Annotated in this window: 16 protein-coding genes and 1 pseudogene; 11 read left to right on the top strand and 6 right to left on the bottom strand. The window is 59.7% G+C overall.

The features are described from left to right. Nucleotides 1–3 precede the first annotated feature (3 nt). On the top strand, nt 4–1,998 hold the full coding sequence (locus OPIT5_11335; protein AHF90704.1) for a heparinase: 1,995 nt from the start codon (nt 4–6) through the stop codon (nt 1,996–1,998). Nucleotide 1,999: 1 nt separating this feature from the next. Next, the gene (locus OPIT5_11340) at nt 2,000–3,541 is read left to right on the top strand and encodes an MFS transporter (protein ID AHF90705.1); all 1,542 of its coding nucleotides are present in this window, start codon (nt 2,000–2,002) and stop codon (nt 3,539–3,541) included. Here OPIT5_11340 and OPIT5_11345 read toward each other — a convergent pair. Next, nucleotides 3,520–4,620, bottom strand: a complete 1,101-nt coding sequence (locus OPIT5_11345) for a LacI family transcriptional regulator (GenBank protein AHF90706.1) — start codon at nt 4,618–4,620, stop codon at nt 3,520–3,522. The genes OPIT5_11340 and OPIT5_11345 overlap by 22 nt on opposite strands. Before the next feature lie 116 nt (nt 4,621–4,736). Between OPIT5_11345 and OPIT5_11350 the strand changes: the two genes are divergently transcribed. The 4 genes from OPIT5_11350 (at nt 4,737) to OPIT5_11365 (ending at nt 10,001) form a co-directional block, all read left to right on the top strand. Then, nucleotides 4,737–6,164 (top strand): glycoside hydrolase family 10, encoded by a 1,428-nt coding sequence (locus OPIT5_11350; protein AHF90707.1) that lies wholly within the window; start codon nt 4,737–4,739, stop codon nt 6,162–6,164. A 20-nt stretch (nt 6,165–6,184) separates the two neighbouring features. After that, nucleotides 6,185–7,078: a hypothetical protein gene (locus tag OPIT5_11355; protein AHF94310.1), complete on the top strand. Its 894-nt coding sequence runs from the start codon at nt 6,185–6,187 to the stop codon at nt 7,076–7,078. 124 nt (nt 7,079–7,202) lie between these two features. Further along, nucleotides 7,203–7,868 carry an N-terminal cleavage protein gene (locus OPIT5_11360; GenBank protein ID AHF90708.1) on the top strand — a complete coding sequence of 222 codons (666 nt, stop codon included), beginning with the start codon at nt 7,203–7,205 and terminating at the stop codon, nt 7,866–7,868. Nucleotides 7,869–7,907: 39 nt separating this feature from the next. After that, nucleotides 7,908–10,001, top strand: a complete 2,094-nt coding sequence (locus OPIT5_11365) for a 9-O-acetylesterase (GenBank protein AHF90709.1) — start codon at nt 7,908–7,910, stop codon at nt 9,999–10,001. A gap of 27 nt (nt 10,002–10,028) precedes the next feature. Here the strand turns inward: OPIT5_11365 and OPIT5_11370 are convergent. From OPIT5_11370 to OPIT5_11385, 4 genes and pseudogenes are all read right to left on the bottom strand, one after another. Next, nucleotides 10,029–10,808 (bottom strand): annotated as a pseudogene (locus OPIT5_11370) (glycosidase). 93 nt (nt 10,809–10,901) lie between these two features. Then, a complete protein-coding gene (locus OPIT5_11375) occupies nt 10,902–10,997 on the bottom strand; it encodes a hypothetical protein (GenBank protein ID AHF94311.1) in 96 nt (31 codons plus the stop codon). Between the two features lie 10 nt (nt 10,998–11,007). Next, nucleotides 11,008–11,976, bottom strand: a complete 969-nt coding sequence (locus OPIT5_11380; protein ID AHF90710.1) for a dehydrogenase — start codon at nt 11,974–11,976, stop codon at nt 11,008–11,010. 5 nt (nt 11,977–11,981) lie between these two features. Beyond that, the gene (locus OPIT5_11385; GenBank protein ID AHF90711.1) at nt 11,982–13,022 is read right to left on the bottom strand and encodes a threonine dehydrogenase; all 1,041 of its coding nucleotides are present in this window, start codon (nt 13,020–13,022) and stop codon (nt 11,982–11,984) included. A gap of 91 nt (nt 13,023–13,113) precedes the next feature. Here OPIT5_11385 and OPIT5_11390 point away from each other — a divergent pair, with 91 nt between their 5' ends. Further along, a complete protein-coding gene (locus OPIT5_11390; protein AHF90712.1) occupies nt 13,114–14,091 on the top strand; it encodes an AraC family transcriptional regulator in 978 nt (325 codons plus the stop codon). Nucleotides 14,092–14,307: 216 nt separating this feature from the next. Here OPIT5_11390 and OPIT5_11395 read toward each other — a convergent pair whose 3' ends face one another. After that, entirely contained in the window at nt 14,308–15,255 is a 948-nt protein-coding gene (locus OPIT5_11395) for a transcriptional regulator (GenBank protein AHF90713.1), read from the bottom strand. Between the two features lie 299 nt (nt 15,256–15,554). Here OPIT5_11395 and OPIT5_11400 point away from each other — a divergent pair, with 299 nt between their 5' ends. Genes OPIT5_11400 through OPIT5_11415 form a run of 4 tightly spaced genes read left to right on the top strand, consistent with a single transcriptional unit; the run spans nt 15,555 to nt 19,515 of the window. Continuing rightward, the gene (locus OPIT5_11400) at nt 15,555–16,580 is read left to right on the top strand and encodes a threonine dehydrogenase (protein AHF90714.1); all 1,026 of its coding nucleotides are present in this window, start codon (nt 15,555–15,557) and stop codon (nt 16,578–16,580) included. Between the two features lie 50 nt (nt 16,581–16,630). Next, nucleotides 16,631–17,401 (top strand): 3-dehydroquinate dehydratase, encoded by a 771-nt coding sequence (locus OPIT5_11405; GenBank protein AHF90715.1) that lies wholly within the window; start codon nt 16,631–16,633, stop codon nt 17,399–17,401. A gap of 22 nt (nt 17,402–17,423) precedes the next feature. Beyond that, nucleotides 17,424–18,506, top strand: a complete 1,083-nt coding sequence (locus OPIT5_11410; GenBank protein AHF90716.1) for an oxidoreductase — start codon at nt 17,424–17,426, stop codon at nt 18,504–18,506. 4 nt (nt 18,507–18,510) lie between these two features. Next, nucleotides 18,511–19,515: a dehydrogenase gene (locus OPIT5_11415; GenBank protein ID AHF90717.1), complete on the top strand. Its 1,005-nt coding sequence runs from the start codon at nt 18,511–18,513 to the stop codon at nt 19,513–19,515. The last annotated feature ends 14 nt before the right edge of the window (nt 19,516–19,529 follow it).

Raw genomic sequence — 19,529 nt, forward strand, 5'->3', positions numbered from 1 at the left:
CGCATGCGACACGCAACATTCCTGACCGCCGCCCTGCTCGCGGCCACAATCACCACGCACGCTGCCGACAACAGATTGCCCGCGCTCGACGCTGCCCGCGCAGCCGAAATTTCCCAATGGCTCCCCGCCTCGCCTGTCTGTTTCACCCCGCCCTTTGCCGATCGCGTTTATTGGGACGCCATCGCCCGCGCCCATCCCGCCAACGACCTTTTCGCCGAAGCCGACCGACAAGCCCGCCTCCCCACGCCCGAACTCACCGAAGCCCTCTTCGCTATTTTTGAGAAAACGGGAGACCGCAAAGCTTACGAAGCCCCCTACATGACGCGTACGAAACGCCTCGGCCAGTTCCTCTTTGCCGAAGGACTGCGCAACGACGGCAAACTGCTTCCCGCCATCGAACGCGAAATCGCCGCCATGCTGGACGAACCCACCTGGGCCATTCCCGCCCACGCCAGCAGACGCGCCGACTGGCACGCCGCTTACGACCTCGTGGAACTCGGCGCCGTTAATCGCGCCGCCAACCTTGCCCTCGCCCATTACCTGCTCGGCCTAAAACTCCCCGCCCCGACACGCGCCAAAATCCGCAAGGAAATCCAAACACGCGTTTTTGCCCCTTACCTCGAACGCATCCGCTCCCGCGACAACCCCGGCCCGGAATACTGGTGGATGACTACCAACAACAATTGGAACGCCGTCTGTCATGGCAGCATCCTCATGAGCGCCCTCCTCCTCGGCCCTGCTGGCCCCACGGACATCGACGACAACCGGGCCACCTTCATCACCGCATTTGAAGCCTGTACTCCCGCCTTCATCGCCGGTTTTGGGGACGACGGCTTCTGTCATGAAGGCATCGGATATTGGTTCTACGGATACGGAAATTACATCCTCGCCTCAGAACTGACCCGCCTCGCCACCGGCGGACGAATCGACTTTCTCAACGCGCCCAAACAACAGCGTATCGCAACCTTTGATACGCGATGGCAGATCGCCGCCGGCATCTACCCGCCCTTCGGCGACGCCTCTGTCAACGCCCGCGCCCCCGCCTGGATGCACGACTTTGCGACGCTCCGCTACCAACTCCCCTACGGCATACGCGGTCCCGGCGTCGGCTTGGGAATGATCCACCCCGTCGGCATCGGTCCCAACCTCTGCATCACGCCCTTTGACCTCTCGCTACCCCGCCCCGCCGGCCCCCCTTCCCCCCCCGAACCCGGCTTGCGCGACTGGTTTCCCGACGGCGGCGCACTCGTCGTGCGCCGCGCCACGCCTGCCGCCGGTCTGGCCGCCGCCTTCAAAGGCGGCCACAACAACCAGCCTCACAACCACAACGACCTCGGCTCTTTTGTCATCGTTTGCGATGGCGAATCCATCCTCTCCGACCTCGGAGTGGATACTTACGTGAAGGATACTTTTAGCTCCAGACGTTACACCAGCTCCGTGATGAACTCCTTCGGCCATCCCGTCCCCCTGGTCGCCGGAAAACTCCAGCGCACCGGCGCCGACGCCCGAGCCATCACCTTGCGTAACGAATTTACTGATACAATCGATCTCTGGGAAATCGACATCACCAGCGCCTATGCGCCCGACGTTCCCGCGCTCGAAAAACTCACGCGCACCTTTGTTTTCACCCGTTCCGCCAGCGACGCTCCGCAAGGACGTGTTGAAATTATTGACCGCGTAAAATTCCGCGACGGACAACCTCAGGCCTTTGGCACGGCACTGATTTTTCGTCCCGAGCAAACCCGGTCCGCGCCCCCCGCCGCCGGTCTCTCCGCCGGGCACACCGGTCTTCGCGTTCGCGCCCCTTCCGGCGGCACGTCGCTTGATGTTTTCTGGCAGGCTCAGGCCGATGGTCACGATGTTGTTCTGACTCAAAGCGAAGACGCCGTGATCGGGATAGTGCCTGAGCAAGGGAGCAAGGGAACGCGTCTCGGCCTCGATCTGCCCGCGCCCACGACCCGGGCAACCCTCCATATCACGATCATCCCGGCACGCTGACATGTCCGCTCCGATCAGCGAATCGACCTCCACTCCTTCCACGCCGGTCACGGCGGCTCCGGTGAACGGGCCGGTGATCGACCCGAAGACGGGCCAAAAAACATGGTCGGTCGGCACGCTGACCTACACCTCGGGCGGGATCGTGGCGTTGTTCCTCTGGCTGTTGTGGGGCGACTTTGCGTGGTCGATGCGCGACCGGTCGGCGGGACCGATGTCGCAATGGTATTTGAACAGCCTGGGCGTGCCGAAGCTGTTGTTCGGGTTGCTGGTAAGCTCGTTCCCGGCGCTGGTGGCCCTGATTCTGGGGCCGGTCATCAGCATGAAATCCGACCGGCACCGGGGCAAATGGGGGCGGCGCATCCCGTTTTTGCTGGTGACGACGCCGGCGGCGGCGCTGGGCATGATCGGCCTGGCGGTGACACCGTTTATCGCGAAGTGGATGCACGGGGCGTTTGGCAGGGAGCATGTGATTGGCGCGTGGTTGCATGAAAATCTGGATACGACGAAGGCGGGCGCGTGGTTGCTGGCGCAGTTGCAAAACGAGATGGTGGTGGCGGTGGTGTGTTTCGCGGTGTTCTGGGCGGCGTTTGAGTTTGCGACGATCGCAGGCTCGTCGGTGTTTGGCGGGCTCATCAATGATGTGGTGCCGAGACCGTTGCTGGGGCGTTTTTACGGGTTATTCCGCGCGGTGAGCCTGATCGACGGGATGATTTTCAACTACTGGATTTTCGGGCTGATACCGGATCATTTCACACTGATCCTGCTGGTGATTGGCGTGTTTTACGGCGTGGCGTTCATGTGGGTGTGTCTGAAGGTGAAGGAGAGCGATTATCCGCCGCCACCGCCGCTGGACAAGGTGAAGCCGGCAGGGACGGGGACGTGGCTGAAACCGGGGATGTTCACGGGATTCATCGGTGGGGCGCGCGTTTATTTCCGCGAGTGTTTCACGAGTCCGTATTACGTCTCGGTGTTCGTCATGCTGATGACGGCGGGGCTGGCGTTTGCGCCGGTCAACATCTACGCGATTCCCTACTCCAAGGGACTGGGCGTGAGCGAGGACACGTATGGGAAATTTCTGGCTTTGACGTATTTGATCTCGCTGAGTCTCGCCTGGTTCCTCGGCTGGATGGCTGACCGGTTTCATCCGTTGCGGATGGCGATGGCCACGCTGCTGGGCTACATGCTGGTGACGGCGTGGGGGGCGGTTTTTGCGAAAACGCCCGGCACGTTTCTTGTCGCGTGGGTTCTGCACGGGGTGCTGACGGGGAGCTATTTTACGAGCGCAGCATCACTGGGACCGCGATTGTTTCCGCATTCCAGATTTGCCCAATTTTCTTCGGCGGCAGGCATTTGTTCTTCGGTGGCGGGCATGGTGCTGGCGCCGACGGTGGGCCTCATCATCGACAGGACGGGAGATGAATACCGGCACACATTTACAACCGGTTGCCTGCTCGCGACGATCGCGCTGGTTTGCGCAGTGTATGTTTATCGTCAGTTCATGAACCTCGGCGGGCCGAAGGATTACGTGGCGCCGGGCGAATGAGCGGCGGACCGGCGTGGTTTGCGCAGAGTCGGCCCATCCACCCAGTGCGGGCGGATCAAGACCTCCCTGGGGATTTCAGGAAAACCCGTTTCCCCACGCAGCAAAAGCGTATGCAGTTGTTCGACCGCCGTCTCGCCGGAGATGTCCAGATGCTGCGAAATGCCTGCGACCGGCGTATCCACAGAATCACGATTCAACAACGCAACACCGATGTCGCGCGGGATACTCCAGCCGTTTGCGGGCAACCACTCAAGAATTGCCGGATCATTTCCGACAACCGCCTCCGGCCTGTTTACCCTGACCCACTCCGTGAAGGTTCGCTCGCAAAAATCCTCCGGCAGACACGGCGGGACGATCTCCAGTCTGCTCCCGTCCACTGCGTCCGGCGCGAACAACTCCTTGCTCATCGCGCCTAGCCATTCGTAGCGCAACCGCTGCTCGGCGATCAGGGCGTGCGCCAGTCCGATGCGCCGGTAGCCGAGTTCACGCAGCCGGTTGCAGGCAATGTGCATGGCATTGAACGCGTCACTCCCCACGCGATGAAACGGCAGGCTCTCCGGAGGATTGCCCACCACCACGATTGAGAAGCGTTCCCACTTCACCCCTTTCAAGCACAGCGGCACATCATGCGACTGAAGCGGCAGCAGCACCATGCCCCGGATGCCGCGTCCGTGCATAATGCGGTCGGGCTGCCTGTTCGCGCCGAGATCTGCCTGGATTTGCAGCACGTCGAGAGCATATCCCAGGCGCTCGCATGCTCGCTTCATGCCGTTGATAAACGACCGGTGCCAGGATCTCATTCGCTCCGCCTGCCAGCGGTCGTCCACGAGTGCCGCGAGATTGCTGCTGGTCACCCGGGAACGATGCCGGTCGCGGCGCGCCACCAGCGCGGCCAGCACCGGATCGGGCGTGTAGCCGAGTTCTTCCGCCGCCCTGAGCACCCGCTGCTGCGTCGCCGCCGGGATGCGCGGATCGTTGCGCAACGCCCAGGAAACCGTGGCCGCCGTCACTCCCGCCCGGCGGCCAACATCGGCCTGCGAAGGCCGACGGGGAGAATTACGGACATCTTCTTCCTTCATTTAATACATTAAATCCGGCATCGGTTGAGCGCTTGCAAGCCTCGTTCACTGTCCGTGCTCAATCCCGCCTGCCCGCACCCGCTTTCCATCCCCCCCCACTTTTTTTCCACCGTCCGATGACACCAACCGCGAACACCCGACAAAACATCGCCGACCAGCTACTCGCTCATTTCCGCAACCCGGAAACCAGCGTCGAAAAGCGCGTCGCCAATGGCATTCGCCGTCACCGCATGGGACCGGCGAAACTGCGCTTCGTGAACGCGGACGGGCTTCCCGCCGCTGACGTCCCCATCACCGTCCGCCAGACTCGTCACGACTTCCTTTTCGGCTGCAACCTGTTCCTCCTCGACGGCTTCAAGGCCAGCGAAGACAACCGCGCCTACGAGCGCGCCTTCCTCGACCTCTTCAATTCCGGCGTCGTCCCCTTTTACTGGTCCGACCTCGAACCCGTTCGGGGCCAACCGCGCTTCGCCGCAGGCAGCCCCCCGATCCCGCGCCGCCCGCCGCCCGATGTCGTCGTGGACTTTTGCGAACGCCACCGCATCACCCCCAAAGGCCACTGTCTTGTATGGCACCAATGGATACCTGGATGGCTCCCCTCCGATCCTGATGAGACCGGGTGCATTATCACCCGCCGCATCCGCGAAATCGCCAGTCGCTACGGCCGCAGCATCCCCATGTGGGACGTCGTCAATGAACCGATGGAAAAGCATCTGTTTCCCGGCGCCACCATGCTGCCCGACGACTACATCGCCGACGCCTTTTGCGAAGCCGCCCGCGCATTCCCCTCCTCCACCACCCTCTTTCTCAACGAAGCTACCACCTACTCCTGGCGAAACATCGAGGGTCGCACCACCGGCCTCCACCTCCTTGAACAAAACCTGCTCCTGCGCGGCCACAAAATCGACGGGCTCGGCCTTCAGTATCACCTCTTCTTTTACGACAAAAACAACGTTCTCACCACTTCCGTCGAAGACCTTATCCGCGCCCGCGACACTCACCTCGATCCCAACCGGCTTTTCGCCGCCCTCGATCTTCACGCCCAAACCCGTCCCGGCCGCCCCATCCATATTTCGGAAATCACCCTCCCCGCGTATCCCGATCTTCCCGACATTGTTGCCGAGGACCTCCAGGCCCGCCTTCTCCGCGAACTCTACCACCTCTGGTTCAGCCATCCCGGCGTCGAGGGTATCTACTGGTGGAACCTTGCCGACGGCGTCGCCCACGGACGCGAAAGCGCCCTGCGCGCCGGCCTCCTCCGCGAAGACCTCTCCCCAAAACCCGCCTACGATGCCCTGCGTCAACTCATTCGCGAGGAATGGACCACCTGCTTCACAACCTTGAGCGATGCCGACGGCATCTGCGAATTTTCCGGCTTCCACGGCGACTACGAAATCACCGTCGAACACCCCGGCGGCCATCGCACCACCCACACCATCGGCCTCCACAAAAACAGTCCGGTCCACTTCACCCTCAACATCGACGCTCCAGCCTGCTCGTCCAGGGCGGCTCCGGTGAACGAATCCACCAATGCAATAACCTGAATCCACCCATCATCCCAACCATGCAAAACACATCCCGTTACATCCTCACGATCCGGTCCGCGATCTTCGTAGTTGCTGCGTTTTTCACGCCGGTAATCCACGCTCAGTTCGCCACTGGTTTTGAAACTTCCACCTATACCGCTGGCAGTACGATCATCGGCATCACGGAACCCACCGCCTCCGCGAAGTGGGAGGACGGATTCAACAATTCCAGCAGCGCAGTTATCATTGCCTCCATCGCCAATCCATATTCCGGCAGCCAGCATCTGCGCATCACCAATGACGCCTCCACAGCTCGCTCGGCCACGCTCAATCTTGGCAGTTCTTTTTTCGACACGACTGCCGGTGCTGGTGATATCACCATTGCTTTTGCTTTCGCGGTCGGCGCGGATGTGTCCGCGGGCACAGGGGGCCAGGCTCAGTTTTATTTGGGCACCAAGAACACTGATTTTGCCAACCCTTATTGGTTCGGTTTGCTCTACAATGACGGTAAAATCGACCTTCGCGTTAACGGTTCCACCGGCATAAGCAGTGCTGCGTTCACAATCGGCCAATACACCGATTTTTCCGCGCTTGGTGGCTATGTGCGGTGTGAAATTGTGATTGATCCGACGACCCAAAAATACAAATCGGTCAAACTCTTCGGCACACTCGCTGATGCTGACCTAACCTCCATCGTCCAGAGCAGTGCATCGGGCGGCACAATCCCTCACATCGCCGCGCCCTCGGGTGCCATCCCGAACTACTTTTCGGTCATAACCGGCAGCAACGACACGCTGACCCTCGACGTTGATGCCATCAGCATCTCGCAAACCTCGATCCCCGAACCGGCCAGCAGCGCGGTACTTTTCGCTGTGCTCGCCACGTCCGGCATGTTTTTCCTGCGACACTCCCGAACCCGGGTCCGCTCCTGATGGCAAGTCAAGTATCCCCGACGCTCACAGGCGGACAGACACCACGCCTGTGTTTTTCACCCCACCATTTCGTTCCCCGATTTAGTCCCGTATTCGCGCTCCTAGTACATTCTCCAATTGTCCCATGAAAAAACCATCCGCTTTCACACTGATCGAACTGCTCACCGTCATCGCCATCATCGGTATTCTGGCCGCGATCATCATCCCCACGGTGGGGGTTGTTCGAGGCAAAGCCAAGGCGGTCACTTGCGCCTCCAACATGCGCCAGATCGGAACCGCCATGCTCACCTACGCCAGCGATAATAAAAATCATTTCCCTTATGGCTACGGTTACCCGCTGTCTGACGGCAATACAGTTCAGGACACATGGCTGGTAGCACTCTCCCCATATGTCGGTCTCGAAAACCGTCTTGGTAAAAATCCGCTTCCGCGCGCCGAGGGCGTTCTCCTATGCCCGGCCTACAATTACGACGCAGTCGCACGGAAAATCCCCTACGGATACAATCCTAACATCGACCCCAGGAATGACGGAAATCGGTCACCAAGATGGAATTACAATGCAATCATCGGCACGCCTTCACGTTTATTCCTTGTGATTGAGACAGACACCAGTGGCGACTTCTACTTGTCTATCTATGGCCTCGCGCGTCGCCATCCCGGCGACATCGCCAACTTTCTTTTCGCTGACGGTCACGTCGAAGCAATCAAAAGCCCTCAACCTGGGATCTATCACGTCGATGGTGAAGGCGGTGGCGGCGACAACCGCTGGAACTTTTCCCGCAACAATTGATCCCCCTCCTCCCCCCATCCGATATTTTTATACCCTCACATGAAACCCGGCAAATCCCTCAGCACTCTCGTCGCGTGCATCGCTCTGTTGCACATCGCATTGCGCGCCGATGTTACGCTATCGTCCATTTTTTCCGAACACGCTGTTCTTCAAAAAAGGGACCGTGTCCCCGTCTGGGGAAAAGCCTCCCCAGGCGAACAAATCACCGTGTCACTTGGTAATGGTGGCAATGCCCTCGTCGTTGCCAAAGCCACCACTGGCAGCGATGGCAAATGGTGTATTCAACTTGACCTTTCCCGCGCCTCCTCCGGCCCGTTCGAACTTGTGGTCACCGGCAACAACACACTGCGCATCGGCGATATTGTTGTCGGCGAAGTGTGGCTTGCCTCCGGTCAATCCAACATGGCGTGGACCGTTTACAATTGCACCGATTCCAGGCCCCTCATCGCCGCCTCCGCCAACCCTCACATCCGTCAATTCAGTGTCAAACGCGACACATCCCCTGTTCCTTTGGACGAGGTGCAGGGCGAATGGCGCATCGCCGGTCCCCGCACCACCGGTGGCTTCACCGCCGTTGGCTACTTCTTCGCCCGGGAACTCCAGAAAAGCCTCAACCAACCGGTAGGACTCATTCACGCCAGTTGGGGCGGAACCAACATCGAAGGCTGGATCAGTCCCGATGGTCTCGCCCGCAATTCCGACCTCAAGACCTCCGCTGATCGCTACCGCGATGATGAGCAAACTTTTTCAAATCGTATCGAAAAATACAAGACAGATTTTGTTGCATGGTCTATTCGTAATCAACGCATGGATACCCCCGTCCTTTCTCCCGCTGACGTGTTTGGCCCGGCCACAGGCACCGGCCCGACCCTTGCGTGGACACCTGTGCATCTGCCTCTCCCATCCACCACCGTCACCGCCGCATCAGTCACTCTGCCTCCCGCTGGCACTGTCTGGTATCGACGCACACTTGAAGTTCCCGTCGCAAATGCCGGCATCCAGCAAGCGCTGGAAATCGGACGTATCGACGGATTCTATACCGTATATTTCAACGGCGAGAAAATCATTGAGGTCACCCCTGCCACGGGCGCCCGCCCACCCCGCCCGATCTACGTCAATGGCCAGTTCGTCAAGGCCGGCGCCAACACTTTGGCGGTTCGCATTTATAATCCCGGTGGCATTCCGGTCATTCGCAGCGGACCCCCACTGCGTTTCATCTTTCGCCCCATCGATGGCGAATGGCAGATGCACGTCGAAAAATCCTTTCCACTCCCCGTGCCCGAATCTCCCGGCATGCCCGCGTTCCCGATCATGCCACAGAAGCCCCAGGACATTGGTGGCTACATCTACAACGCAATGATCCATCCACTTGTTCCCTACGCCATCCGCGGAGCCATTTGGTATCAGGGTGAAAGCAACGCCAGTCGCGCCTGGCAATATCGTGATGCATTCCCTCTTTTGATTGCCGACTGGCGCGCACAATGGAAAAGCGATGACTTCCCATTCTACTTTTGCCAGCTCGCTAATTTTGGAGGGAAATCCGACAAGGCCGGTGACAATGCCTGGGCGGAGATTCGCGAAGCCCAAAACCTCGCGCTCAAACTTCCTGCAACCGGTCAGGCTGTGCTCATTGACATTGGTGAAGCCGACGACGTTCATCCGCGCAATAAAATCGACGTCGGCGATCGCCTCGCGCGTGTCGCCTTGGCCAATACCTATGGTCAAAAAATCACCTTTTCCGGTCCTGTTTTCGCGTCGCACCAGCGCGAGGGCTCCTGTATCCGCCTCACCTTCACCCATGCGGATGGCGGTCTCGTGGCCCGCGAACTTCCCGCCACCTGGCAGCCACGTTCTACCGTGGAGCGCTTCGTTCCACTCGTGCGCAACAGCGTCGGCAGTCAACTCGAAGGATTTGCCATTTGCGGCGCTGATCAGGAGTGGGCCTGGGCGCAGGCAAAAATAGAAAACGACAACAGGGTCGTCGTCTGGTCGCCATCCGTGCCCGCCCCGGTTGCCGTCCGGTACGCATGGGCAATGAACCCGACCTGCAACCTTTACAACGCCGCCGGGCTTCCTGCCTCGCCTTTCCGCACCGACGATTTCCCGGCCATCACCCGCAACACCAAATACTGAGCGACCACCTGCAACAACTGGAACGTTTTACAGCCCTTGTTTGCAGGCCGCGACGAGTTCATGCATGGAACCGGTGGCGAGACAGATTTTGTCGTCGGTGGCTCCGTAATAGAGGCGAAGCTCGTCCTTGTCCCAATCGCCGAGCGCACCGCAAGGGAAAACGGTATTGTCGCAATTGCCGTTGCGCTCGCAAGGTTCCTTCGGGGCGAGTATCCAACTGTTGGTTTTGCCAATAATTTTCCACGGTTTTTCCAGATCGAGCAGGATCGCGCCCACGTAGTAGTAGGTGCCGCCTGCGGGCGTGAAAACGCCGTGCATGATGTCGAGCCAGCCTTCAGGCGTCCAGAGCGGCGGCGTGGGGCCGATCTTTTGCGTGTTCCAGTAACGATAGCCGGCGGCGAGAAGCGGTTGAAAATTACCCCAGTGAATGAGATCGGGCGAGGAGCTGATCCAGATGTCACCGTTGCCGCCGTCGCCCCCGCCGGGGCGGTCGAGTTTCCAGTATTGTCCGTTGATTTTTGCGGGGAAAAGCGACGCGCCGCGGTTCTTCGGAGCGGTGATGATGGCAATGCGTTCGTAGGTCTTGAAGTCGGTGGTGTGGCCCAGCATGCCGACGGGGCCGTCGTATCCGTGAACCATGACGGGGGTGATGATATATCAGGTGTCGTCGATTTTTGTCACCCGGTTGTCGATGTAGTGGTGGTACAATGACCACGGATGTTCATCGGACTGGACGTCGATGAAGTTTTCACGTCCAAGCGTGAAGTGAATGCCATCGGTGCTGCGGGCAATGCGCGTCTGACCCACGTCGCGTCCGTAACCGCGCGTGGCGGCATGATCGACAACGGAGACAAGCAGCAGGGTTTCGTCGCCAAACTGGACGGGGCTGGGGTTGTAGATTTACGCCGTGCCGGGATAATCTTCCAGACGGATGAGCGGATTTTGAGGATGGCGCTTCAGGATGGTTGTGGCGTCGCGGCAAGGATATGTATTCATAGTAAGACTACTATTTTTTGAAAAACAGGTGGTGCGGGTTGTATGGCTGTTGCATCATCGTTTCCATGATGGCGATTGTGGAGCGGCAGGTGGAAAGCCGCCAGATGGGGGCGGGATGATCTCCGCTGTCCAAGGCGGCGATGAAGGCGCGGAAGGCGGGTGCGTAGCCCATCTCTTCGGTGTCGTCGCCCGGAGTTGTTGCCGGGGGAGGGGGGGAGAGGGCGTTTGTGCGCAGGATTCGTCCGCAGGGAAAGGCGCTGGCGGCGTTGGGGAACTGGATGTCGAGCGTGTGGTCGTCGCCCTCGAATACGAGGTATTCGCAGTTGGCGCCGCTCACGGGAAGAAATTCGAGATCGCAGGTGACTCCGCCGGGCCATGTGCCGCGCACGTGCCAACTGTCCGCCGGGGAAGGCGAAAAGCGAACTTCGGCTTCGGCAAAAAAATCTCCGAAGAGAAATTGTGCGGAATCGATCAGGTGAATGGCGGTGGTCGGAAAATGATCCAGGCGACGACGAAGGCGCGCCATGCGCCCGCGGACGTGGCGGATTGTCGTATTCGATAACTCGATGCACTTGAGCAGCGGCGTGTGGCGGCGGTTGAATGCGACAAAAAGCCGGGTGCCTGTCCGCGTTTCACAGTCCAGCAGCGCGTCGAATTCCGTCCGCGAAATGGCGGGGGGTTTTTCGAGGTAAACGGTTGTCCCGGCCTGCATGGCCAGAGTGGCCGTCGCGGCATTGGCGCGCTCGGTCGTCAAGACCATGACGGCGTCGAGGCCGGGTGTTTCCAACAGTTGCGCGGCGTCCGGGCAGGGGCTGGCTGAGGGAAAAAGTTGGGCGGCGGTGGAGAGATTTTGCGGGTTTGGATCGCAGACCGCCGCGACTTCCACGCGGTCGGAAAGGCGGCGGATAATCGGCGTGTAAGTCCCCCGCATGATCCCCCCGCAGCCGAGTATGCCCAGCTTGTGTCTCCGGGTTTCCATAATGGCTAACCCTCCGACCAGTCGAAGAGGATGCCCATGGTGCGCACGCGGTCCGTGTTCGCCAGACGGTAGGCTTCCACGCATTGCTCCGGGCGGAACCGGTGCGTATTCAGGCCTGCGAGCGAAAAATGTCCGTTTCCGACCGCTGCAAAAAAACGGTCCGCGGCGACGCGGTTGTTCCATTCGGGTGAATTTCGACCGTCATGCACGCCGCGCAAGGTAAGGCCGCGTCGGATAAAGTCGGGCGTCAGCGTCTGACTGACGGGCGACCCGGTGTCTCCGAGCAGCACCACGGTTCCCAAGGTCTCCACCATTGCAAATGCGGCGTGGAGCACGGCGGCATTTCCCGTTGAGTCAATGACCGCGCGGGGCGCTTCGTCTCCGAGCGCGTTTAGCACGGCGTCTTTTGCCTCCGCGGCGGGAACCGCCACGGGAATCGCTCCGGCGGCGGCGGCCATGTTCAGGCGTTCCGGGGAAAGATCGATCATGGCTACGCGCCCGGCCCCTCCCATCAAAGCCCAGCGACATGCCATCTGTCCGATGGGGCCCGCGCCGATGATTGCGACGGGGTCGCCGAGGCGAATGTCGGCGGCGCGCACGCCGTGTCCTGAGATTTTGGCGAGAGCGAACCACGGTGCGTCATCATCGCTCACGTTGTCCGGCACAGGATAACATTCCTCTGCCTTTAACAGTCCGTGCGACGAGTGTGGATTGCGACAAACAATCCGGTCGCCAACTTTCAACGGCCGTCCCGCTTGCTCGTCTGCGCTATTTGACGAGTCAGCAGCGGGGCCGATTTCCTGCACCACGCCCATCACGGAATAACCGGGATGAAACGGATATTTTACCCAACGATCCCAGTGCGTGCCCGGATCAAAATTACGGTTAAAAACGATATTCTCCGTTCCGGTGCTCATCAACGTCCGCACCTTTCGCACCAGCACCTCGCCGGCGGAGGGGACGGGGATTTCGCAAGGAACGCACTCAACTTGTCCTTTCCCCGTGAAAATCAGTTTTCGGCCAGCCAACATGGAGGTGTTTTTCATACGCAAACCAGGCTGGCGGGCCTTATTGGCGCGGCCAGTTGAGTTATCGGTGTTTGTTTGTGTTTTCCGGCTGTTTCTGTTTTCAGGAGGCATGGATAATGGTTGGAAAAAACTTCACCGTCACCTCGCTTCTGGGCACCTCCTTTCCTACATGGTTGGCATGAGACACCACCTCGTGGATGGCCACCAAACGCCGCGCCATCTGCATCCAAATGCCATTGAAATTGTATTCCATCCCACAGGCTGCGGGCACACCACAGTGTTCCCCAAGAACAGGAAGCCCGAACGGGTGAATTTTTCCGCAGGTGACGCGATTTTCTATGCGCCCGATCTGCTGCACGATCAGGTGGTGGATGATGGAGGCGAGGACTGGTGCGTGCTGGCGGCCGCGCCTCCCGGACTGAGATTGAATGGTTGTCTCCATGTTCCCGCCATCGCAGACACCGCGCTTTGCGCCGAGATAGAAACGTTGGCGCGAAGTCTGTCCACGGGACCGGACGCCTACCACGGCGTCCCGGACGCGGGGAAACCCGACGGCCTGCCCAACGCGATTTCCGTCCTTCTGGATCTTCGCACGAGCGCGATTATGCTGCACATGATCGAACTGGCCGTCGCCGCCGACTCCGCCAGGGCGCGGCACGGCGCGTCATTTTCATTGCGGGCGGCGCGTCAGGTGGAGGCCGCCGAACGCTACATCCAGCAGCATCACGACGAGATCAAATCGTTGTCCGAGGTGGCCCGCCATGTGGGCCTGAGTCACGATCATCTGCGCCACGTTTTTCGCAAAATCCGTGGACGAAGTCTGGTGCGTTACCTCAACGAGATTCGCATTGCGCGTGCCCGCACTCTCCTCGCCCACACGATGCTGCCAATCAAGGAGATAGCCGATCTTTGCGGTTTCTGCGACGAGTATTATTTCTCCGCCCTTTTTCGTCGTCTTTGCAGCATCGCTCCCGGCGCCTACCGTGAGCAGCACCGCACATCGAAAAGTGACAGTACCCCGCCGTTGACAAACGGCCGGCATACTACATGGGCGCCACGCAACTGCCGTGACCTGCTCGCGCGCTGACGGGCGCGCCGGGCGTGGCCACGGTTCATGCGTCTGTTTTTGGAAAGACAGATGCCAAATGTCTCAAGGGAACTCCCGGGAACTGGACAGAAGGCAACGAAGAGAACGAAAAATAACCAGGGATGCTTACCGTTCGCTTATTTTTAGGGGTCTCCTTTGTTTTACTTTCGTTACCTTTGTTTTCTTCTGTTCAAAAATGAATTTTTAGAACTTCCCTCAATATTTCCGGGGGCGGCCCTTCCGATGGGATATGACACTCTCCCGTGCGATCAGTCTGTAAGGAAGGACGGTTCGTCCGGGTGTGTTGCGGTCGGTCAGCCTCGCCTCGATCACATCGGCAGTGGCCGCCGCCATCGCCTGGTAATCGGGGGAGATCGTCGTCAACGGCGGCACCGTATAGCGCGAGAAGGAAGTCTGTTCCGAGGCGATCAGCGATATGTCGTCCGGCACTCGTCGTTCGTAGAGTGAAAATGCATAAAGCGAGATGATCCCGGCGTTCCCTCCCGGACAAAACAGGGCATCAATCCCCTGTTTCAGAAGTTTTCCCGTCAACTCGACATAGCTTTCGTCGCCCGGTCCCGAGAAAAAAATCAGCGAATCCTCGCAAGGGAGTTTTCGGGATTTCAGCGCACGAACAATGGCCGCGTGACGTTGGCCGGTGTTGCCCGTGCCGGGCTCGCCGTGAATAATGCAGCCGATCTTGCGACAGCCGCGTTCGTGAAGATGCCCGATCGCAAGCTCCATGCCCTGCTCCTCGTCCGAGCGGATGTAATACACATGGGGTGGATTGGCCGCGCCCTCGCGATCGAGAATCACCAGCGGCACCGGAAAACGGTCCGGCCAGTCGGCGAATGAAGCCGGCTCCGCCCCGATGGCCACGGCCGCGCAGAACTGGATGTCGTCAAGCCGCTCGCAATTGTCGGCAGGCAGGATTTCCAGCCGAAAACCGCGCCGGGGCATCTCCTGCGTGAGGGCCATCAGGATCATGTCCACGCAACTGTGGACCGGATACACCGGGCTGTAAGGCGTGATGATGACGACGTTTTTTTGCTTGAGGGAAAGTCGGGGGAGGTAGCCGTGCTCGCGCGCCACGGCCAGCACATGCCGCCGGAGTTCGGGGCGAATATTCGGGTGATGGTTAAATACACGTGAGACGGTTGCCATGGAGACGCCGGCGATCCGGGCGACCTCCTCGATTTTGACCGCGGGCGCCGCCGGTTCCGCGGCCTTTTCCTCCAATCGTCCGTTCCTTTGGCTTCCTGCCACCTTGCCTTTCCGTGTCGATTGGGTCGTCTTCATTCTTTTGAAAATCTGTTCCGGTTCCTGGAAAACTTTTCTTTCTTTCGGAAAAGAAAGATTATTTTCAATGATAATTCTGAAAACCTTTCTGTTATCATGCGTGATATGAAACCCTTCATTCCACACAAACAAGGTTCCTTCCCCTTGCCCCACACACGCAGACGATGACCCCCGCAAAACGAAAAGCAGTTTTATTCACCTCCGCAGGAACGGCGAAACTGACCGATATCGAGCAGGGCGAACTCGATGACGACAGGGTGCTCGTCAGAAACGAGGTGTCCGCCATCAGCGCCGGCACGGAACGCGCCTGCCTGCTGGATTTGCCAAACCTCGCCGACGCACCTTCCGGACAATTTCCGAAATGTCTCGGCTACAGTGGCGTGGGGCGCATCGTCGAAGCCGGGAGAAATGTCGGCAACGTGAAAATCGGCGACCGTGTTCTGACTCATTGGGGGAGCATGCATTCAAACTACAACGACATCACCGAAGCCAACCTGCTGAAAATCGACAACGAGGCGCTTGCCTCCGAGCACGCGGTTTTTGCGGTGATCGCCGGCTTCTCGCTCAATGGCCTGCGCAAGACGCGGCTGGAGCTTGGCGAAAGCGCGGCGGTGGTCGGCATGGGCATCCTTGGCGCGTTTGCGGTGGCGCTGTGCCGCATCGCCGGCGGCGCGCCGGTGATCGCCACGGATTTGAGCGAGCGGCGTCGCGCCCTGGCGCTCTCGCTTGGCGCCCATCACGCGTTCGATCCTGCCGACAAGGACCACATCCGGAAAGTCCGGGATGCCTCGCGCGGCGGTGTAAACGCGGTTGTGGAAGTCACGGGAGTGTCGGCCGCGTTGAAGCAGGCCTTGGCCTTCACCGCGAAGTTCGGACGCGTGGCATTGCTGGGCTGCACCCGCGTCGCGGAAAATGACATCGATTTCTATCAGGACGTCCATCGTCCGGGCATCGAGCTGATCGGCGCGCACACGGATGCGCGGGCGAAACAGGAGTCGCGCCCGCACGCCTGGACCTGGAAGGATGACGCGCGGGCGTTGCTGGATTTCATGGCGGACGGACGTCTGGACATGGCGAAAATTTTATCGGCGGTCTATTCGCCGCACGAAGCGCCGGCGGTTTATGACCGGCTCGCCAGGGCCCCTGCTGATTTTCCTGTCGGGGCCGTGTTCGACTGGAGAAAACTATAAGAAATGAAGACGCCGTCTTCTGTTCAATCCCCCCCACACGCACCCGTGTAATGAAAAAAACATTTCTGAACCAGAGTCCTCCGGTCATCACATCGCTTTTCAGTGGAGCAACGCCGCAGGAGCTGATTGCCAAGGCGGCCAATTCCGAATTTGACGGCGCGGGCGGCATCGCGATCGAACTGCACGACCTTGAACCGGAATTTCGCAACCGCAAGTCCCTGAAAAGCATCATCGAGGCGGTCAACCTGCCGTTCATGGCTTGCTTTTACCGCAAGGACTCATGGGAGAATCGCGACGACGACGCACGCCAGGAACTCCTGCTCGCCGCCGCGGATGCCGGCGCATCGATGATCGATGTAATGGGTGATTTGTATGATCCGTCGCCGCTCGAACTCACGCGCGCTCCCGCCGCCGTCGAAAAACAGATGCGCCTGATTGACGCCATTCACGCCAGGGGCGCCGATGTGGTCATTTCCTCTCACATGGCCTGTTTTCGTTCCACCGAACAGGTGGTCGAACACCTCAAAACCGTGGAGGCACGCGGGGCCGACGTGGTGAAGCTTGTCCACACTGCCGATACCGAACAGGAACTGGAGGAGGCGATCCGCACCACGCTCGCCCTGCGGCGCGAGTTGAAGGTGCCGTTCATCCATCTGTGCAACGGAAAGTTTGCCCGTCCGCACCGGTTTTTCGGACCGGCGCTCGGCGTATCCATTTTCTTCGCCGTGCAACGCTATGAAAGCGGCGCCGGCTCCCAGCCCACTATCACCGCGGTAAAGGCGGTTCTGGACAACCTTCACTGGAACATTAACGCCACATAATCGTCCCCCCTGTCCAAACATTATGAATACATCCACATTCCCCGTTAAATTTGGCGTCTGCGGCCTTGGCCGTATCGGCATGCAGCATAGCCGGGTCTTCTCCGAAGACCGCAAACGGTATCAACCCGTCGCGTTTTGCGATATTGACGCCCAACGCGCTCGCGACATCGCCCGAAAATTCGGAGGCAAACCGTTTTCGGACTTCGCGGAATTTCTCGCGCGGCCTGAAATGGAATTGGTCATCATTGCCACGCGGTCGCTCGATCACGCGCGTCACGCCGGACAGGCGCTCGCCGCCGGAAAAATTGTCCTTCTGGAAAAACCTGTCGGCGTGACCGCGGCGGATTTCGAGTTGCTCAAACGCCTCGACAAGGCGTATCCGGGAAAACTTTTTTTCGGGCATAATCACCGCTTCGAGCCGGCGTTTCAAAACACGCTCGCGATTGTCGCGTCGGGCATTCTGGGAAAAATCCACGTCGCTAAATTTTCCAAATCGCACGGGTTTTTACGGCGCAACGACTGGCAAATGCGGCTCGATTGCGGCGGCGGACAACTCTTCGTCTGGGCGCCGCACCTGCTCGACCAAACGTTGCAACTCATCGGCGTGCCAACGCGCGACGTGTGGAGTTCGCTGCGGCGCGTGCTCACGTCGGGGGACGCCGACGACCACCTGCGAATTATGCTCACCGGGGCCAGCGGCATTTCCGGAGAGATCGAGATCAGCAACATCGTCGCGCAGGACGGTTCGTATTGCGTGCTCTATGGCGATCGCGGAACGCTGACTTACGGACAAGACCAGAAGCAGATTCGGCTGCGTTATCTCCATCCGGAATTTCAATGGACAGCCGCCGCCGCCAACGCGGAAACGCCGCAGCCCGGTCAGCGTTGGAATAGCGACCCGCTGCTGCCGTGGGTCGAGGAAACACGCCCCGTCGAACCCGAAGGCAACATGTGGGAACAAGTCGAAGTTGAAATCGCACGACACCTCCATTCGGCGCTCCGCCTCGGCATCCCGTTTCCCGTGAAAAATGCCGACGCGCTGGAAGTCGTCCGCATTACCGAGATCGTGAAAAAACAGAATCCTCAATTCAGCTGGCTCGGATGATGGAATGATGAAAAAGATCCGGATCGGCCAACTCGGCGTCGGCCACATGCACGCCTACAAAATCAAAACGCTGCGCCAGTTTTCCGAGGTGTTCGACGTGGTCGGCGTGGCCGAGGACGACCCGGAGCAAAAGGCCGCGTTCGGTCATCACGCCATGTATGACGGCCTGCCGTGGATGAATAGCGACGAACTGCTGTCGCTCCCCGGTCTCGACGCGGTGATGGTCGAGACAGAAGAGCACGCGCTCGTCCCTGCCGCCCTGCGTTGTATCCGCGCGGGCAAGCACATCCACCTCGACAAGCCCGGCGGCGAAACCCTGCCGCCGTTTCAGGAACTTCTGGCGGAGGCGGAGACGCGCCGTCTCGCGGTCCAGATGGGTTACATGTATCGCAACAGTCCCGCGATTCAGTTCTGCATCGATGCCGTCAAGAGCGGTCTGTTGGGAAACATCTCCACGTTCGACGCGGTGATGAGCCGCCACGACGGCGAGGAGTTTCGCAGGGTTATCAAGACCTTCAAAGCCGGCGCGCCCTGGATCTTCATTTGTCATCTCGTCGATCTGGCGGTCATCCTGTTTGGCGAGCCGAAACGCGTTGTCCCCATGTCCACGTGCACGCGCGACGACGGCGTGGTGGACAACGGTCTCGCCGTGATGGAGTTCGCCGGGGGGCTCACTGCGACCTTGCGGACTTCGATTGTGGAAGCCGGCGGCTTCCAGCGGCGAAACCTGGTGATCTGCGGCGACAGGGGCACGCTGGTGGTGCAGCCTCTGGAGCTTCAGGGGAACATGACTGGCGGACGCGTCTTCGTGACCTTGCTGGAAGATGCCGGCGGTTTCAGAAAGGGCACGCAGGAAGTGCCTCAGCCGCCACCCGAGGGCCGTTACGACGGGCAGTTGCTGGAGTTCGCCCGCATTGTTCGTGGCGAAATCCCGAACCCTTGGCCTTACGCGCATGAACTCCGGGTCCAGCGCTGTTTCCTCGATGCCTGCGGGGACTGGTCCGGGTGAATTTTCCGTTGCCT

It is taken from the genome of Opitutaceae bacterium TAV5, from assembly GCA_000242935.3.
GTDB lineage: Bacteria > Verrucomicrobiota > Verrucomicrobiia > Opitutales > Opitutaceae > Geminisphaera.

Excerpts from the sequence above, each read along its gene's own strand:
- OPIT5_11350 (AHF90707.1), top strand. The coding sequence starts at position 4,737 with ATGACACCAACCGCGAACACCCGACAAAACATCGCCGACCAGCTACTC.
- OPIT5_11395 (AHF90713.1), bottom strand. The coding sequence starts at position 15,255 with ATGGCAACCGTCTCACGTGTATTTAACCATCACCCGAATATTCGCCCC.
- OPIT5_11355 (AHF94310.1), top strand. The coding sequence starts at position 6,185 with ATGCAAAACACATCCCGTTACATCCTCACGATCCGGTCCGCGATCTTC.
- OPIT5_11340 (AHF90705.1), top strand. The coding sequence starts at position 2,000 with ATGTCCGCTCCGATCAGCGAATCGACCTCCACTCCTTCCACGCCGGTC.
- OPIT5_11380 (AHF90710.1), bottom strand. The coding sequence starts at position 11,976 with ATGGAAACCCGGAGACACAAGCTGGGCATACTCGGCTGCGGGGGGATC.
- OPIT5_11400 (AHF90714.1), top strand. The coding sequence starts at position 15,555 with ATGACCCCCGCAAAACGAAAAGCAGTTTTATTCACCTCCGCAGGAACG.
- OPIT5_11345 (AHF90706.1), bottom strand. The coding sequence starts at position 4,620 with ATGAAGGAAGAAGATGTCCGTAATTCTCCCCGTCGGCCTTCGCAGGCC.
- OPIT5_11405 (AHF90715.1), top strand. The coding sequence starts at position 16,631 with ATGAAAAAAACATTTCTGAACCAGAGTCCTCCGGTCATCACATCGCTT.
- OPIT5_11385 (AHF90711.1), bottom strand. The coding sequence starts at position 13,022 with ATGAAAAACACCTCCATGTTGGCTGGCCGAAAACTGATTTTCACGGGG.
- OPIT5_11410 (AHF90716.1), top strand. The coding sequence starts at position 17,424 with ATGAATACATCCACATTCCCCGTTAAATTTGGCGTCTGCGGCCTTGGC.
- OPIT5_11360 (AHF90708.1), top strand. The coding sequence starts at position 7,203 with ATGAAAAAACCATCCGCTTTCACACTGATCGAACTGCTCACCGTCATC.
- OPIT5_11375 (AHF94311.1), bottom strand. The coding sequence starts at position 10,997 with ATGAATACATATCCTTGCCGCGACGCCACAACCATCCTGAAGCGCCAT.
- OPIT5_11415 (AHF90717.1), top strand. The coding sequence starts at position 18,511 with ATGATGAAAAAGATCCGGATCGGCCAACTCGGCGTCGGCCACATGCAC.
- OPIT5_11335 (AHF90704.1), top strand. The coding sequence starts at position 4 with ATGCGACACGCAACATTCCTGACCGCCGCCCTGCTCGCGGCCACAATC.
- OPIT5_11390 (AHF90712.1), top strand. The coding sequence starts at position 13,114 with ATGGATAATGGTTGGAAAAAACTTCACCGTCACCTCGCTTCTGGGCAC.
- OPIT5_11365 (AHF90709.1), top strand. The coding sequence starts at position 7,908 with ATGAAACCCGGCAAATCCCTCAGCACTCTCGTCGCGTGCATCGCTCTG.